Origin of the sequence: Spirosoma foliorum (assembly GCF_014117325.1) — a bacterium.
GTDB classification, from domain to species: domain Bacteria; phylum Bacteroidota; class Bacteroidia; order Cytophagales; family Spirosomataceae; genus Spirosoma; species Spirosoma foliorum.
Map to the genome: position 1 here is coordinate 4,753,437 of NZ_CP059732.1, position 14,705 is coordinate 4,768,141.

The following is a 14,705-nucleotide window of genomic DNA, read 5'->3' on the forward strand; positions in this document are numbered from 1 at the left end:
CAAGTTTCAGGAAAATGCTTCCTTTACGACAGCCCGGCAGTAAGCTGACGCTGATACTCGGTGCGCAGACCATAGGGTAACAAACGATGAATCAGCTCCGAATCAGCATCTCGATGTCGCATCAACATAGAAAGTTGATACATATACACCGTACAAAATGCGTCACTGACCTGTTTGTCGCCGTTTATCAATACTTCTTCAGCGGTTAATAAACATCGTTCGAGGGCTAGATGCTTATGTTGATGGGCCAACTTGACCGTGACTTCACTGAGCAGATGTAGCGTTACATGGATACTAGTCTCCTGAGGCAAACCCATAAATTCCTCCCGGCTTTCGGGTAGGCGATTGATTAACAGACTGAGCAGTTCGGTTTTATGAATGACATCTTCCATAGCACGAATAGTTAATAGGTATTAGCCGATCTGCTAACAATTCCATGCCATATACATTAAATAATAATTATACCTTTGATTATCAATCAATTGCCTTTCTTTATTGTTCGCATTGGATGCGTATATCCATACCATTTTGATAAGGAGTATTATCAAATCAATAACCTTTGGCGCTGAATACGTGTGTGCTACAGAGTAAGTCCGTTAACTTAAGTTGCTTAATACGATTTCTGTCTTGGCGTATGACAAGGTTTTACTGCTTCTGAGATTTCCTAATTAGGCTAGCTCCAATAACGATCAACTTTCTTAGTAGCTGTTAGTACAGGTAAGGTGAAAAAGTCCGCATACGAGCCATTCCTAACCTGGTCAAAGTGAGAAATTATCTATTCAAAATGGAGTGATTTACCATGACTTTCTGATAAATAATATTATATAACTGATAGAAAATTAAGGCCTTATAATTTATCCAGTAAACCTGGCACCTAATTAGCTCCCACAAAATAAGATAAGAAGAAAGTGAGCGGACCTATTCCGCATGGTACTTAGTAGACTATCCTATTTTTTATGGAAACTTCAGCCAAAGCTCTACAGCTAATTCTCTTCACCGATGAGGGTACTCTCTTAGAAGACTCACTAAGCTATCATCCTGACTATCGGGTAGGCGATATTATACATCTTTTTAGGCCTTCCGACTCACCCGTAGCGTCCAGCAACGACCACCAATACGTCATCACAAGCGTCAAACATGTCATCTCGACGAGTGCAGCGTTTACGGATGGCAGGTGCTTCTTCCTCTTAGTTGGGGTTGTCAAATTAGTCGACCAGCAACGAGACGAGTTAAGCCGCTCTATGCAAGACCGAGTCAAGTCCAAGTAGGATTTATGATGTTATCTTATCCTGAAATCGAATGATTGCGCGGGTACAAACGACTACCCATGACAATTGGAACAGGTAGGCTTAATGGCTGAGATTACTCGCTATTTAGAAATCTTTAATGTTAACCGTTATTAAAGCTAGTGCTCTTCCAAAATAGTTTCTGTAGATTCTATTAGATTCTTTTGATACTAGATACCTGATTATCAGAATCTATAGAATCTACAGAAACTATAGAATCTAAATTGGAAAAGCACTAGTAGCTATGGATTTTCAGTAACTATGAAATTTCCAATCAGATAACAAGTGCATATGAACGGCCAATTTTTAGATTTTTTGTAAGCTCACCTCAATATTTTAACTACCCTTTATCCTATCTATCGATTTAATTTTTCAACATAATTAGTTGTAACATCTTCACTTACTTCATTAACCGGTTCCATCCAGTAAACAGGTCATATAATTGACCAAATGAGTCAATAATTTACTGATAATAAGCTGGTTGCATTTTTAACAGGTGTTATGGAAAACGTCCACGAAAACCTCTGTTTTCCTGCCAGCTAGTGCATTGTAATAAACGAATACTTTTTCTTTCAATTTTTGGATAAGCTTATGTCTGGTCAAGTACTAGGCGGGAGTACGTGCTTTGTTCTGATAGTCGGTAGGCAACATACCAAATTGTTCGCGGAAACACTTGGCGAAATAAGACAGTGAATTAAAGCCTACCCCGTAGGCAATCTCGGACACACGGCCGGTTTGCCCTTCCAGCAGTTGGGCCGCCCGTTTCAGGCGCATGAGCCGGATGAAATCGCTGGCCGCTACACCCGTCAGGCCAAGGAGCTTGCGGTGTAACTGCATCCGGCTCAGGCCAACTTCCTGTCCGAACTGCTCAGCACTGAAATCAGCATTGCCAAGGTTGGCTTCCACAATAGCTATAACCCTGGCCAGAAATTTTTCGTCGGCCGAGGTGGCCGTTACCTCCTTCGGCTGAATACGAATTTCCCGTTTGAAACGCTCGTGCAACTGGCGACGCGTATCAATCAGATTGCGACTACGAATTAGTAATTCTCGGGCATCGAATGGTTTGGTCAGGTAGTCATCGGCACCGGTCTGGAGACCCGTCAGGCGCTTGTCCTGCGTGGAGAGGGCCGTTAGTAACACAAACGGAATATGGCTGGTACGTTCATCCGTTTTGATGCGGTGACAGAGTTCAATTCCGTCCATGTCGGGCATCATCCAGTCGCTAATAATAAGGTTAGGTAGTTGTTCCTGTGCCATTTTCAGGCCCTGACGACCGTTCTCGCTTTCCACCACCCGATATGTACCCTGCATCAGGTTACGGATAAAGGTACGTACGTCGCCATTATCTTCGACGATCAACAATAGGGGCTGATCTGTACGACCCTTAACCAGCGGGGCTGCACTAGGTAGCGGGTGTGGAACGGTTGCCAGAACAAATCGACTTGCAGGCGCCGGTCTATGGATAGATAAGCTGGTTCCTGCCGTATCCGACCCGGCAACCGGAAGGAGCACCACAAATCGGGCACCCGCGCCGGGCTGGCTATCGATTCGGATTGTACCCTTGTGCAGTTCGACGATTTCTTTCACCAGCGACAACCCAACACCCGTGCCAGGTTGCCAGTCCATGCGGGAGGCTTCGCCCTGATAGAACCGCTCGAAGACCCTATCGGCCTGCTCCGGTGCAATGCCAAAACCGTTATCCTCTACGATTATTTGTACAAAAGCATAGCCGTCAACCTGAATGAGTTCGGCCTGTACCATTATTTCTCCACCATTAGGGGTGAACTTGAAGGCGTTGGACAACAGGTTAGTCACTACTTTTTCCAGTTGATCGGCATCGTGGCTGACAAGTAGCCGTTCTGGCGACAGCTTCACCGAAAGGCGAATGTTCCGTTGCTCAGCTGAGGACGAAAACAGGGAAGTTACTAAGTTCAACAGAGGTTTTACGTCGTCGGTCTGTTGATGCAGATGCAGTCGCCCCGATTCAAGTTTGGACAGATCGAGCAGTTGGTTAATCAACTGCAAGAGTCGTTCGGCATTGCGATACATAACCGTTACCTCTGCCCGTCGAATATTGGTTTCTGCATTATCGACTAACCCATGTAGTTTTTCACTCAATGTACCAAGGATGAGGGTTAACGGAGTGCGGAATTCATGGGTAACATTGGTAAAGAAGCGGTTTTTTGCTTCATCCAATTCTTGAAGTTGCTGGGCCTGTGTAGTCAACACAACAGCCTGGCTCTCCAGTAGCTGCGCCTGGGCTTCCAACTGCTGATTCTTTTTGGCGACTACCTTGCCCTGTGTTAGCAAAACCTGATCGTTACGGATTTTCAGGCGTTGCCGACTTACGACCAGACCGGCAATGATCAAAGCAGCCAGCAAACCGGCCCCTACCGTATTGCGCCACAACCCGGCCACTTGCTGATCCTTTTTTAACAGCTCGATTTCGGCCTGCTTCTTTTCCGATTGGTATTCGGCCTGTACCCCGGCGATTTTTTTTATACTTTCCTCATTAAAGGCCGAGTCCTTGAGCGCTACCCATTTCGACTGAAACTGGAAGGCTCTTGCGTACTCACCTGTCTGGGCATGAGCCGTTGCCAATCCCTTGTAAACGCGTAACCGACCTGCCTGTTGTTTGAGCGTTTCAACCAGAGGCAGGGCTTTGTTAAAAAAAACGAAACTCTCATAAGCCCGGCTAGTCTGTAGTCGAATCTCACCCAGCGATAGCAAACTCGATATGATACCGGGTGTATAGTTCAGGTGGGTAGCTGCCTGTAACGCCTGCTGAACAGTAGTTTCTGCCCTGTCATATTGCTTTATCCGGCAGTAGGTTTCGCCCAGATCGTTGTCGCAGATAACCAGGCCCATCGGCTCATTCAGGGCAGCAAATCGGTTGCGTGCCTGATTCAGGTAGGTAATGGCTTTCAAGTTATTTTTCTTTAGCTGATAGATGACGCCTATATTCGCTAATACACCCGCCTGATTACGGGGATCGACACCGGCACTTTTGCGAAACGACTGCCAGTAGTAATACAGGGCCTGATCGTATTTTTCCTGGTATTTGAAGACGATACCTATGTTATTATACGTCTTGGCAACGCCCCCTAGATCACCCGCTTTTTCACTTGCCCGCAGGCTTTTAAAATAGTACGCTGTTGCCCGTGAAAAGTCGCCCAGGCCACGCAGGCTCAGGCCGATATTACTGTATCCCGAAGCCAATCCGTTCTGGTCATTCAGCTTGTCAAAATAAATAAGGGCCTTGTTCGCTAACTGAATAGCCTGCTGGTACTTCCCCTGCGACCAGTAATAAACTCCAAGACTGAGGTAACTACGACCAATTCCGCGCGAATAACCAAGTTGTTGGGCAAGCCGGGATGCCTGTTCAGCGTACTGCTTTGCTTTTTGGGGATTGTTACTGAAATACAGCCCAACTGCTTTATTGAGCAGGATTACCCGGTTGGTATCCATGCCGGTATGGGTAAGGAGGTTTTCCAGGCTATCCCGTTTGCTCTGCTGGGCTGCAACCACGTGCGGCTTTATCAAGAGGATAACACCCAATAGCAGGGTAAAAATTGGTTTCATAAGTGGAGGAGATGGCAAAGGCAGTAAGGTATCATCACAGTGTGAGAAAACGTGACGATACTTAGGTATCGGCAAATAATCTTTAACCTGATATCCCCATAAACACCATTGATCACGTTATTTTATTCCCTGAGTACTCAATTAGTTTATCCCCTGTTACAGCTGTGCTATAGAATGTTACAAGCCTGCTAACCCCCGCCTGCCGCTTCTCCGTAGGTTTGTAGCGTTCTTTATTACTCACCCAACGATATAATGGAAAAGCGAAATGTTTGTCGGATGGCCACTATTCTATGCAGTCTTTTTGCCGTGGCCATCAGCATCCGAATAGACATGGTTACCTGGCAATGGCAGGATGATAGACCAATGGCAGCCGCCCTGGGGCTACTCAGTGCTATATTCGCTACACAGTGGTTTCACTATCAGAAGCAACTGGATGCAACATCAGGCCAACCAGGTTCGCGGAACTGGTTACGTCGGCTGCTCGACTAGCCACCTAATTCAATATGACAATCCCGATACCGAGCCTGGATCGCTATATAACTGTCCCCGCTTTGGGGCTATGTGCAGCGCCACGGTTCTTCATCCTGACCTTGCCCGATGAAACTACCGTATCGGCCAACCCAATCGACGGAATGGCCGCCATGGAGTGGGCCAGTTCCCCTCAAAAATAGCACTACATGGGCAGGCATCTGGCTACGGTATTGGTTTCGAGTGCTGCTGCAATCCGTTCATTATCTGTAGCTTCGAACTATCCTGAAAGCTACGTTTATTTTAGAGCAACGGCACCGCTACGATAAATTGTGTATCGGTTTGGGTAACACTAATTTCGCGTCCACTTAGGTAGCTATATAGTGATTTCAGACTAGCTAATCCCTGTTTGTTCGAGGTTTCCACGAAGTCCTTTTTTTGGAGCGTATTCATTACAAACAGGGTGTCATCTTTCGTGTAGATTTGAATATAAAGCGGACTTTCTTCATCGAGAATATTATGCTTGATCGCATTCTCGAGCAGATTCTGAATCGTTACGGGTACAATTTGGCGCGTTAGGTACGCAGCGTCTACGTTGACGCCGATTTGCAGGTCACTGCCAAAACGGGCTGCCTGGAGATCAATAAAGTTTTGAGCAAAGGTTAGTTCATCCTGGAGACTCACGAGTTCCTTGTCTTTATTCTGAAGAATGTACCGATAAATCGTTGATAACTTTCGCAGAAATTGTGACGCATCTTTGGGTTTGGTACTAATCAAGCTATTGAGCGAGGTCAGGCTATTGAACAGAAAATGCGGATTAAGGTGGTTAATCAGGTTCTGGTATTGAATCTGAGCCTTATCCCGTTCGAGCCGGGTCGTCTGTATCTGAAAGTGATGTAACTGCGCCGTTTGCCGGGTACGGTATAAGTACAACCAGTACGTCAGCCCCAGCAACAGAGCCAGCAGGGCAGTCCGAAACCAGCGCGTGTTATAAAAGGCAGTATCAATGTGAACAGCCAGTGTCGTTTCGCCAGTCTCTGTTTTGCCAGCTACTGCTTTGACCCGGAATGTGTAATCGCCCCCCGGAATTTTGGTGTAGTTAGCCACCGTACGGGCGTCGGCCTTTACCCAGTGATCATCGTATCCGTCCAAGGTATAAAAATAGACGTAATGCTGCTGAACGCGGTTCAGGACGGCGTAGCTAATGCTGAAATTGGTAGCGATTACGCCCAGCCGAATTGCCGGACTGTGCGCTTGAACGAGTATCGTTGTATCGGGCAAGGCAAGGGTGCTGATCAGGACACTGGCGGGCGCAATTTGTCGATTGATTCGGTGAGGCATAAACTCGACCACGTAGTTTTTCAGAGTGGTAATCAGGTTTCCATTTCGCAGGGCAAACATGTAATTGGTATAGCCAATGTTTGATTCATTGAGCGCCAGTGTGATATTTTGAACGGACGAGCGGGCTAGGTTGATAATGGAAAACTTATTAAGCGAAGCCATCCAGATTTGCCCGTAGGCATCGGCACAGACCGCTTTGCACTCGTTGGTGCTCAGGCCGTCCTGATCCGTCCAGAGCCGCGATGTGCCCCGTTTGGGGTCCACTTCAAGCAACCCCTGCCCCGACGCAGGTATCCACAGCCGGTTCCGGGCGTCGGTCTTGAATGGTAAATGGTCGGAGTAGCCCGAACCAGCCTGTTGCAAAGGAAACGACACAAATCGCTGCTGACCAGCCGAAAACCAGATAAGCCCTTTGTCCCGCACATCGGCCCATAAACGTCCAGTTTTATCCAGGCCGGCCGAGTAAACACGGTATTTTTTGGTATCGCCAAAAGGCAGTGGGTAGGTTTGCCAGCGGCCCGATGGCAGGTGGCACCTGAATACAACATCGCTGGTACCGAACAACCAAAGCCAATCGTCCTGCCGTACCATACTGCGCAGATCAGTAGCATGACTGAGCAGAGGTGGTGGTAAGGAAAACGGAGAAAACGTTCGGGTTCGCCGGTTAAAAATGCTTACCGATTTCCCCTGCCGAATGTAGATTTCATCCGGTTTAAGGCCCGTCAATAAAGTCGACTGACCCGACCAAGCCGTATTCCGCATGGACAAGGGTAGTGGATAAACAGTCAACTGACCGGAGGCTGACTCGTATTTAAACAACTCATTATTAACTGAAAAAAACCACCAGTTACCGATCTCATCTTCCAGGAACGACGTTAGTCCCTGCTTGTGGGCAAGCGACGGGTGAAGCCGGGCCAGATCATGAATTTGATAAAAGGCGTTTCCGGGATTGGTATACGAAATGCCGTTCACCGTACCGAGCCAGATGGTACCGTCATTTTGCTGCCAGCCCGCCCAGAAAAAATCACCGGCAATGGAGGTTCTCCGGACCACATCATGAAAAAATTCACGGACTTTATACGAACCGGCTTCGGCCGTAAACATAGTGTAGGTCCACGAACTAATCCACAATGTATGCTTCCTGTCCACGAAGATTGTGCCCACCGGAAAAGCAGAACGGCCTGTCTGACTGGTTAGTGAAATGGTGTTCATAATCACTTTATGGACCAGGTCATACACTAAAATCCGCTGATCGGTATTATCTGAAAAAAGCAGCCGATTGGTGCCATCGAGCACCAGGGCTGATGTGTCGTGCAGGCGAAAAACGGGCAGTTGCTCCGGATTATTTCTATGATTAAAAAATTGCCCGGAGTTGATATCCAGGTAGTTGAGTCCATTCTGTTCCGTCGTCAGCCATAGACCATCCCGTTGAGGATCTTCCACGATACCATTTTTGCTGATGTAATCGCCGGAAAGCGTAGCCGACCTGGCCGGATCGTTTTTATACTGAGTGATCTGTCCCGTTTTCGGGTCCAGCCGAAACAATCCTTTGTTCAAACTGGAAAACCAGATGCGCCCCTTGCGGTCGCAGAGGATGTTCATACACCGGCCGAGGTTTTCGGCACCCACCACGCGGATAGCTGAGAATTGCCCTGTGTGGCTATCGCGCCGACTCACGCCATCATCCGTTGCCAGCCACAAATCATTTGCTCTATCCTGACATAAGTCGTGAACTACATTGTTGGGTAAACTACCCGCCCTGTTACTGGACTTGAAAACCGTAAAATGGCTTCCATCGAACCGGTTCAATCCTTCGTAGGTGCCAATCCAGAGGTAGCCATCACGGTCCTGTAACAGACTGTTAACGACATTATAAGACAACCCCTGCGATTCCTGGATGTGCTGGAATTCGAGCGGCAGGTTTACGGGTTGAGCCGCAACTGACTGACTACCGATGCCGGCCCAACCAAACAGTAGGAAAAGACTGAAAAACGAAGCGAGCCTCATTTCTCCAGCCATTTTTTGAACGAAGGGGCCTTGTCGCGGCTGATATCGATGTGTACCTGATGATTTGGCGTTTTCAGCACAAGTTGCAGCTTCAGATTCGCCAGTCCTTTTACGCTCTGTACCGCGTTGATATTAACCAGACAGTGGCGACTAGCGCGATAAAACAGGTCGGGATTGAGCATGGTTTCAATCTCGTCCAGCGTATCGTAATCCAGAATGTAGCGTTCGCTGGTGTTGGTAACCATAAAATTTAGCTCGTCGCGGATAATGTAAGCGACATCGGCTATCTTAACCGGAATCCAGCTGTTGCGTGCGTTGCCCAGAAAATGCTCTTTATAGGTAGATTTGAGCGACGCTGGCGTATTCAGCGCATCCATGAGTTTTTGAACGTCGACAACCAGTTTATGTTGGTTTCTAGTCAATGCGCGGGCTTTGGCAACGGCCTGCCGAAGTTCGTCCCAGTCGACGGGCTTAAGCAGGTAGTCGATGCCATTTACTTTAAAGGCCCGGATAGCATGTTCGTTATAAGCCGTCGTAAAAATGACGGGACAGGAGACTTTAAACTTCTCGAAGATGGTAAAGCTGATCCCGTCGGACAGTTGAATGTCAGCAAAAATGACGTCTGGCTCGGCGTTCTCAGCGAACCATCGCAGGGCAGTTTTCACACTGCTGACCGTACCAACAATCTTGATGCCTGGATCAACCTCTGCAAGGCTGGCCGTCAGCTCGAGAGCTACTAATTTTTCATCTTCAATAATGAGCGCATTCATGGCCGGGAAGATTGAGCATAAAATATACCCTAAAACTCTGCTTTTCAGAAAGGAATCGCAAGTTTCCAGCTATGAACTGTACTGTTTGTGGGTTTAATGACGCATAACGGGCAATGAATCGTGCCGGCAGTAAGTTAGCCGCGAATCATGACTTCTTTCTTACGACTGATTACCCAATACAGGCGATTCATTGGAGAAAATTTGGTGACCTACCCATTAATTCGGTGGTTTATGGAAGTATAAGGCCTGTCATGTATTTTATGGTGACGAATCAACAACTACAACTCGTTAAACAAACCTGGAAACTCCTGCGTGAAATAGATCCGTCGGTGCTGGGTGGCGTCTTTTATGGGCGCTTATTTTTCAAGTATCCAGCTCTGCGGCCCATGTTCAACCGATCAATGGAAAGCCAGTATCAGAAGTTTGTTGACATGCTCAGTATTATCGTAGCCCGATTGGACCGGCCGGATACCGTGGCGCAGGAGATTGGTATGTTGGCCCGCAGCCACGCAGGGTATGGCGTACAGCCTACTCACTATGAGGATGTTAAAGAAGCTCTGCTATGGACACTCGAACGCGGGTTAGGACTCGACTGGAACACCGATGTGCAACAGGCTTGGATTGGCTGTTATGACGCCATCACTCAACTCATGCTCGAACAGGTGCCACTTAGTCCTTAATGCGGCAGGAAAACGTAGGTAAATAACCATCTATCAGATAGCCCTCCGTCGTTCACGCCGGTGGGCTTTTTCATATCGCTTCGTCAGCAAATTTCTCATCCTACACAGCATCCCTAAACGATTCATCGACACTGGCCTACAGTTCAGCCAATAGATTAAGGCCATTCAGGGGAAAACTTTTGTCACTCCTATTCGCACCTGCCACTTTTGAACCACAATACAGCACACAAGGCCGAAAACCTGATCTCAAGCAAACAACAAATGAACCAACTCCCACACGTCAAAAATCCGGCGAACCAATTCCTTTTTCAGTATCCTGCTGGCGGGAATACTAGTACTGGATGGTTCGACGGTTTCGCCAAACTACAGAAACTGCCTAACGTCGGCTTGCTGGTCCTGTCCGGCCACCAGATAGCCATTAACCAATTTTCTCATAACCAATAAAGTAATACAATAAATGGAAGCTCTTACCTACACCCCAGTTAGTTCGCTGATGAAAGCAGAAATCAAGAAATTAGTCCATCAGGGTGGTCCCGACGTAAAAGATTACCAGCAAGTCGACAACCTGATGATTCGGTTAAGCAGCCAGCTACAGTCAGGTCTACTGACCGACGATGAACTAACCAGTATTCGGACGGAGTTTGGCGCAACTTTATCGAACCAGACAATGCAGGGCTTTATGCTTAACAAACCCCACGGCTACGCGGGTGATTTCGAAATCATCGAGCGTATGTACACCTGGCACATCAGCTCCGACCGGCAGTACACCAAGTGGGACCTGTTTTTACAAAACCATGCTGCTTGCCGTGCCGTGCGAAACCGCAAAACGTATTTCAAAGAAATCGTTAAGGCGTATATGCAGCGCCACAACCGGACCGAGATCCGACTACTGAATTTAGCTAGTGGCCCCTGCACTGAACTGGCCGAGTTCATTGCTGAAAATCCCAGCTACCGGATCATCGCCGATTGCGTCGATTTAGACAGCAAAGCCATTGCTTACGCCAAACAGAAATTTGCCACCAACTCGGACGATGTTCGGTTCATTCAGAAAAACGTGTTCCGCTTCATGCCCGACCGGCAGTACGATATGATCTGGTCGGCGGGGTTATTCGACTATTTCAACGACCGGCAGTTTGTGCAGCTTATCAGCCGATTTGCTCAGTACCTGACACCAGATGGGGAATTGATTGTCGGCAATTTCGCCGATAACCATCCATCCAAACCCTACATGGATTTAGTAGCCTGGCCACTTAATTACCGAAATGCGGATCGGTTACTGCAACTAGGCCAGAAAGCCGTCGGTAGTTTACGCACGTTTCAGGTTGGAGAGGAACCTGAACGCGTAAACCTGTTTCTGCACATCGGTAGCCTGACCGATCCGGCCTGATCCACCTGAATTGGGCAAATCAAGTTTAAATGTTGTACAGCCTTATCTGTATTTTATCGTCCTTCCTCTGTAATCCAATACCTGAATTAATGACTACCGAACAGAAACAACTTATTAAAGCGACCGTGCCTGTGCTAAAAGAAAGCGGCATGCTGTTGACCACGCACTTTTACCAGCGCGTTTTCTCGATCAATGCCGAATTAAAGAACACGTTTAACATGGCTAACCATCAGAATGGCCGACAACCGATGGCCTTGGCGATGGCCATACTGGCTTACGCTGAAAACATCGACGATCCATCGGTCCTACTATCCACGTTAGAGCGCATTGGCCACAAACATACCAGCCTGGCCGTTCGCCCCGAACACTATACCATTATTGGCCGTCACCTGATTGCCTCAATCAGTGAAGTGCTGGGTACAGCGGCTACACCGACACTGCTTGATGCCTGGACGGCAGCTTATGAGCAATTAGCCAACCTGATGATCGGTATCGAAGCCGATTTATACGCAGCTCAGGAAACCAAGCCGGGTGGCTGGACTGACTGGCGTCCGTTTGTTGTCAACGCCAAAATAGCGGATACCAGCGGTAATACGACCTTCTATCTGTACCCTGTCGATGGGGAAAGAGTGACCGATTACGGCTCAGGTCAGTACCTGAATGTACGATTGTTCATGCCCGAACTGCAACTGTTTCAGCCGCATCCGTACCGCCTTGAGAGCCTCTCAAATGGCCTTTATTATAGCATTGTCGTGAAACGCGAACCAGGCAAACTTGGTAGCGTTAGCAACCGGTTGCTCGACGAAGTACAACCCGGCGACCACCTTGACCTTAGCGCGCCCGCCGGTGTTTGCCCGATACCTATACTTACCGAACCGCCAACTGTTGTTGCTCACCAGGGCGGTTGTCCTATGCATCAGGTTCCTTAATCCCAGTTGACGATTAACTCTTAAGCGTTCATAATCCTTAAAATACACACGACAATCATGAACCAACAACCATCCGGGGCTTTTATTGCAGCCGCCTGGGCCGCCTTATTCGCCGGGCTGTTAGCCTTCAACATTGGGCTATGGAACGCCCAAATGCCTTTAAACGAGAAAGGCTATTATTTTACTGTGCTTATGTATGGCCTGTTTGCGTCCGTTTCGGTACAAAAAAGCGTTCGCGATCGGCAGGAGGGCATTCCCGTCACCGCCATCTACTACGGCCTGAGCTGGGTATCGGTGCTGCTGAGCCTGTTGCTGCTTACCATCGGGCTGTGGAACGCCACGCTGACACCGAGCGAAAAAGGCTTTTATGGTATGTCATTCACACTTAGTCTGTTTGCTGCCATTGCCGTTCAGAAAAACACGCGGGATGCCCAGCCCAAGGGACAGGGAGAACAAGGGTGAGTTTTTGTAATTTTAGCCGTTTACTCACCCTTGTCCTCCCTGCTATGATTGACCCACAAACCGGCGCGATCTCCTTTTCCGAAACCATTCAGGTCAATTCCGGCGACAGCATCAACCAGGTAACCGCATTCAATTTCGGCGAAGATCAGTTGCTCAGAGACATGGGAACCGGCTGGAAATGGCTGACCGTTAAAAATATAGTCGTTGAAACGAATTACATACTTGCCACTTTTGGCTTTTACCACGATGCACTGTCTCAACTCAACCTGATTGTATCAGCGAATCGGTTCGAACAGGATGCGGGCTGGGAAAGCTGGTCTAAAACCGACGAGTTAAACACGCTGTTCCGGCTGCGGCAATGGGTGCTTGCCGAATTGGGCCGGGAAGGAACTTTTGATTGGGGAGTTATTCAGACTTCTTACGATCCCAAAAGCGGAGCGAGTACAATTCATATCCAGTTCATCACCTGAATTTAGGGTCGGTTATGGCCAGCTATTACAGCCGTAACTAATTGATCTGATAATTTCGGAGTTCCTTTCCATAAACCCATGTTTTTAGTACGTATTATGGCCACCTGGACCAGCTTCCTAGCCTTGTTGGGCTGTTCAAAAATCGCTCAGAATCAGGTTGTTCGCGGTCAAATGGCCATTAGCTATTCGCTTGAGCGGAATTACCGTCTGAACCTGTTCACCAACAATAGTAACGGGAACCTGATCGGCTCGCACACGACGTCTTACTTCAACATCAGCTATCGGGGTAAGCCTGTAGGGCTGACCAATGGAGAGGGCAAAAAAACGAAAATATGGGAGGCCCGATTTCTGACTGATGCTCCAAAAGCAGCCATTCTGGCTACCAGCAACAGCATCTTCCTGATTTCCGACGATAATGGGCAGGTACAAACATCGACCGTCGTTAGTGATGTAGGCGACTTGTGTACGTATCAGTGGCTCGACAGCGAACATGGGCAACCCGGCAGAGCGCAGAGCAGTACACCGACGGATAACTCGGGGGCATCCCGATTTCTGTCGGGAGGGCGTTTTTTACTGGTCGATGAACGCAGTGTCATAGACGTACTCAGGCTGATGATTTACCCTCTTGATCTGATCAGTGAGGCTTCGATTCAGCGAACAGACGGCTTTGTTCGGGTTAGCTCAAGGCTGGTTAGTTTCTCGCCCGGCAAGACACAACTGGTATTTCTCGGCACCCGCTATAACCACCAGCGCAATCGGTCTGAGTATGCGATGCTGGGCGTCGATTTTTTAAAGAATCAGGTGTACGCCGTTCCATTCCGTCCGTCGGACATGCAATTTATCTGGGCTGAGGACGCAACGTCGGATTGGTTTGCCACTTACTTTGACTGGACAACGGACAGCGAGGGCAAAGAGATCCTTAGCGTTCATCCCTACACGCAACACCCGCCCTGGCACGGTCGCTGGGCGCAGGATCCGGGCGAAGGGCAACCGATTCGCTACCAGCTAAAACCGGTGCTGCCCGGTATGTTTGATCACTTCATGAGTTGGGTTAAAAAACAGTATCCCGCTATCGAGTCCAACGTAGAGCGATCTAAAGGTATGATCAGTGCCGTGTTCACCATAAATAAGTCCGTGTTCAATCTATACGTTCGTGACGATTACAAAAGCCTGAGTCTGGAAAGCACAGACCAGCCGCTGCTTAGAATAATCGGCGATCAGTTTGACGGTGAGTTACGCAAAGGCCGGTTTCAGGCCAGTTTCGGCGAGATGGACCCTGACTGATTCAGAATAGTCTTATCTTATATCAATAACTTCCCCGCC

At 48.2% G+C, this 14,705-nt stretch carries 14 protein-coding genes; 10 read left to right on the forward strand and 4 right to left on the reverse strand.

Features of this window, described 5'->3' with window-relative positions; genetic code table 11:
• Window positions 1-23: 23 nt before the first annotated feature.
• Window positions 24-392: a DUF7674 family protein gene (locus H3H32_RS20230; protein ID WP_182457460.1), complete on the reverse strand. Its 369-nt coding sequence runs from the start codon at window positions 390-392 to the stop codon at window positions 24-26.
• A gap of 564 nt (window positions 393-956) precedes the next feature.
• Here H3H32_RS20230 and H3H32_RS20235 point away from each other — a divergent pair.
• On the forward strand, window positions 957-1,268 hold the full coding sequence (locus H3H32_RS20235; RefSeq protein WP_182457461.1) for a hypothetical protein: 312 nt from the start codon (window positions 957-959) through the stop codon (window positions 1,266-1,268).
• A 624-nt stretch (window positions 1,269-1,892) separates the two neighbouring features.
• Here the strand turns inward: H3H32_RS20235 and H3H32_RS20240 are convergent.
• Window positions 1,893-4,868, reverse strand: coding sequence for a tetratricopeptide repeat protein (locus H3H32_RS20240; RefSeq protein WP_182457462.1), 2,976 nt, complete (start codon window positions 4,866-4,868; stop codon window positions 1,893-1,895).
• Between the two features lie 252 nt (window positions 4,869-5,120).
• Between H3H32_RS20240 and H3H32_RS20245 the strand changes: the two genes are divergently transcribed.
• Window positions 5,121-5,357 (forward strand): hypothetical protein, encoded by a 237-nt coding sequence (locus H3H32_RS20245; RefSeq protein ID WP_182457463.1) that lies wholly within the window; start codon window positions 5,121-5,123, stop codon window positions 5,355-5,357.
• A gap of 14 nt (window positions 5,358-5,371) precedes the next feature.
• Entirely contained in the window at window positions 5,372-5,539 is a 168-nt protein-coding gene (locus H3H32_RS20250) for a hypothetical protein (RefSeq protein ID WP_182457464.1), read from the forward strand.
• A gap of 100 nt (window positions 5,540-5,639) precedes the next feature.
• On the opposite strand, the gene H3H32_RS20255 is transcribed toward H3H32_RS20250, so the two are convergent.
• Window positions 5,640-8,684, reverse strand: a complete 3,045-nt coding sequence (locus H3H32_RS20255; RefSeq protein WP_182457465.1) for a ligand-binding sensor domain-containing protein — start codon at window positions 8,682-8,684, stop codon at window positions 5,640-5,642.
• Window positions 8,681-9,454 carry a LytR/AlgR family response regulator transcription factor gene (locus H3H32_RS20260; RefSeq protein ID WP_182457466.1) on the reverse strand — a complete coding sequence of 258 codons (774 nt, stop codon included), beginning with the start codon at window positions 9,452-9,454 and terminating at the stop codon, window positions 8,681-8,683. Before H3H32_RS20260 ends, H3H32_RS20255 begins: the two co-directional genes overlap by 4 nt.
• 113 nt (window positions 9,455-9,567) lie before the next feature.
• On the opposite strand from H3H32_RS20260, the gene H3H32_RS20265 reads away from it, so the two are divergent.
• The 7 genes from H3H32_RS20265 (at window position 9,568) to H3H32_RS20295 (ending at window position 14,666) form a co-directional block, all read left to right on the forward strand.
• On the forward strand, window positions 9,568-10,134 hold the full coding sequence (locus H3H32_RS20265; RefSeq protein WP_240543423.1) for a globin domain-containing protein: 567 nt from the start codon (window positions 9,568-9,570) through the stop codon (window positions 10,132-10,134).
• 261 nt (window positions 10,135-10,395) lie between these two features.
• Window positions 10,396-10,578: a hypothetical protein gene (locus tag H3H32_RS20270; protein ID WP_182457467.1), complete on the forward strand. Its 183-nt coding sequence runs from the start codon at window positions 10,396-10,398 to the stop codon at window positions 10,576-10,578.
• A gap of 13 nt (window positions 10,579-10,591) precedes the next feature.
• Complete coding sequence (locus tag H3H32_RS20275; RefSeq protein ID WP_182457468.1) at window positions 10,592-11,521, forward strand: class I SAM-dependent methyltransferase; 930 nt, start codon at window positions 10,592-10,594, stop codon at window positions 11,519-11,521.
• A gap of 89 nt (window positions 11,522-11,610) precedes the next feature.
• A complete protein-coding gene (locus tag H3H32_RS20280; RefSeq protein WP_182457469.1) occupies window positions 11,611-12,450 on the forward strand; it encodes a globin domain-containing protein in 840 nt (279 codons plus the stop codon).
• Window positions 12,451-12,507: 57 nt separating this feature from the next.
• Entirely contained in the window at window positions 12,508-12,912 is a 405-nt protein-coding gene (yiaA, locus tag H3H32_RS20285; RefSeq protein WP_182457470.1) for an inner membrane protein YiaA, read from the forward strand.
• Between the two features lie 44 nt (window positions 12,913-12,956).
• Window positions 12,957-13,382 carry a hypothetical protein gene (locus tag H3H32_RS20290; RefSeq protein ID WP_182457471.1) on the forward strand — a complete coding sequence of 142 codons (426 nt, stop codon included), beginning with the start codon at window positions 12,957-12,959 and terminating at the stop codon, window positions 13,380-13,382.
• A 78-nt stretch (window positions 13,383-13,460) separates the two neighbouring features.
• Complete coding sequence (locus H3H32_RS20295; protein ID WP_240543424.1) at window positions 13,461-14,666, forward strand: hypothetical protein; 1,206 nt, start codon at window positions 13,461-13,463, stop codon at window positions 14,664-14,666.
• Window positions 14,667-14,705 lie beyond the last annotated feature (39 nt).

Coding starts and splice junctions, on each gene's coding strand:
- H3H32_RS20230 (WP_182457460.1), bottom strand. CDS start 392: ATGGAAGATGTCATTCATAAAACCGAACTGCTCAGTCTGTTAATCAAT.
- H3H32_RS20235 (WP_182457461.1), top strand. CDS start 957: ATGGAAACTTCAGCCAAAGCTCTACAGCTAATTCTCTTCACCGATGAG.
- H3H32_RS20240 (WP_182457462.1), bottom strand. CDS start 4,868: ATGAAACCAATTTTTACCCTGCTATTGGGTGTTATCCTCTTGATAAAG.
- H3H32_RS20245 (WP_182457463.1), top strand. CDS start 5,121: ATGGAAAAGCGAAATGTTTGTCGGATGGCCACTATTCTATGCAGTCTT.
- H3H32_RS20250 (WP_182457464.1), top strand. CDS start 5,372: ATGACAATCCCGATACCGAGCCTGGATCGCTATATAACTGTCCCCGCT.
- H3H32_RS20255 (WP_182457465.1), bottom strand. CDS start 8,684: ATGAGGCTCGCTTCGTTTTTCAGTCTTTTCCTACTGTTTGGTTGGGCC.
- H3H32_RS20260 (WP_182457466.1), bottom strand. CDS start 9,454: ATGAATGCGCTCATTATTGAAGATGAAAAATTAGTAGCTCTCGAGCTG.
- H3H32_RS20265 (WP_240543423.1), top strand. CDS start 9,568: ATGAATCGTGCCGGCAGTAAGTTAGCCGCGAATCATGACTTCTTTCTT.
- H3H32_RS20270 (WP_182457467.1), top strand. CDS start 10,396: ATGAACCAACTCCCACACGTCAAAAATCCGGCGAACCAATTCCTTTTT.
- H3H32_RS20275 (WP_182457468.1), top strand. CDS start 10,592: ATGGAAGCTCTTACCTACACCCCAGTTAGTTCGCTGATGAAAGCAGAA.
- H3H32_RS20280 (WP_182457469.1), top strand. CDS start 11,611: ATGACTACCGAACAGAAACAACTTATTAAAGCGACCGTGCCTGTGCTA.
- yiaA (WP_182457470.1), top strand. CDS start 12,508: ATGAACCAACAACCATCCGGGGCTTTTATTGCAGCCGCCTGGGCCGCC.
- H3H32_RS20290 (WP_182457471.1), top strand. CDS start 12,957: ATGATTGACCCACAAACCGGCGCGATCTCCTTTTCCGAAACCATTCAG.
- H3H32_RS20295 (WP_240543424.1), top strand. CDS start 13,461: ATGTTTTTAGTACGTATTATGGCCACCTGGACCAGCTTCCTAGCCTTG.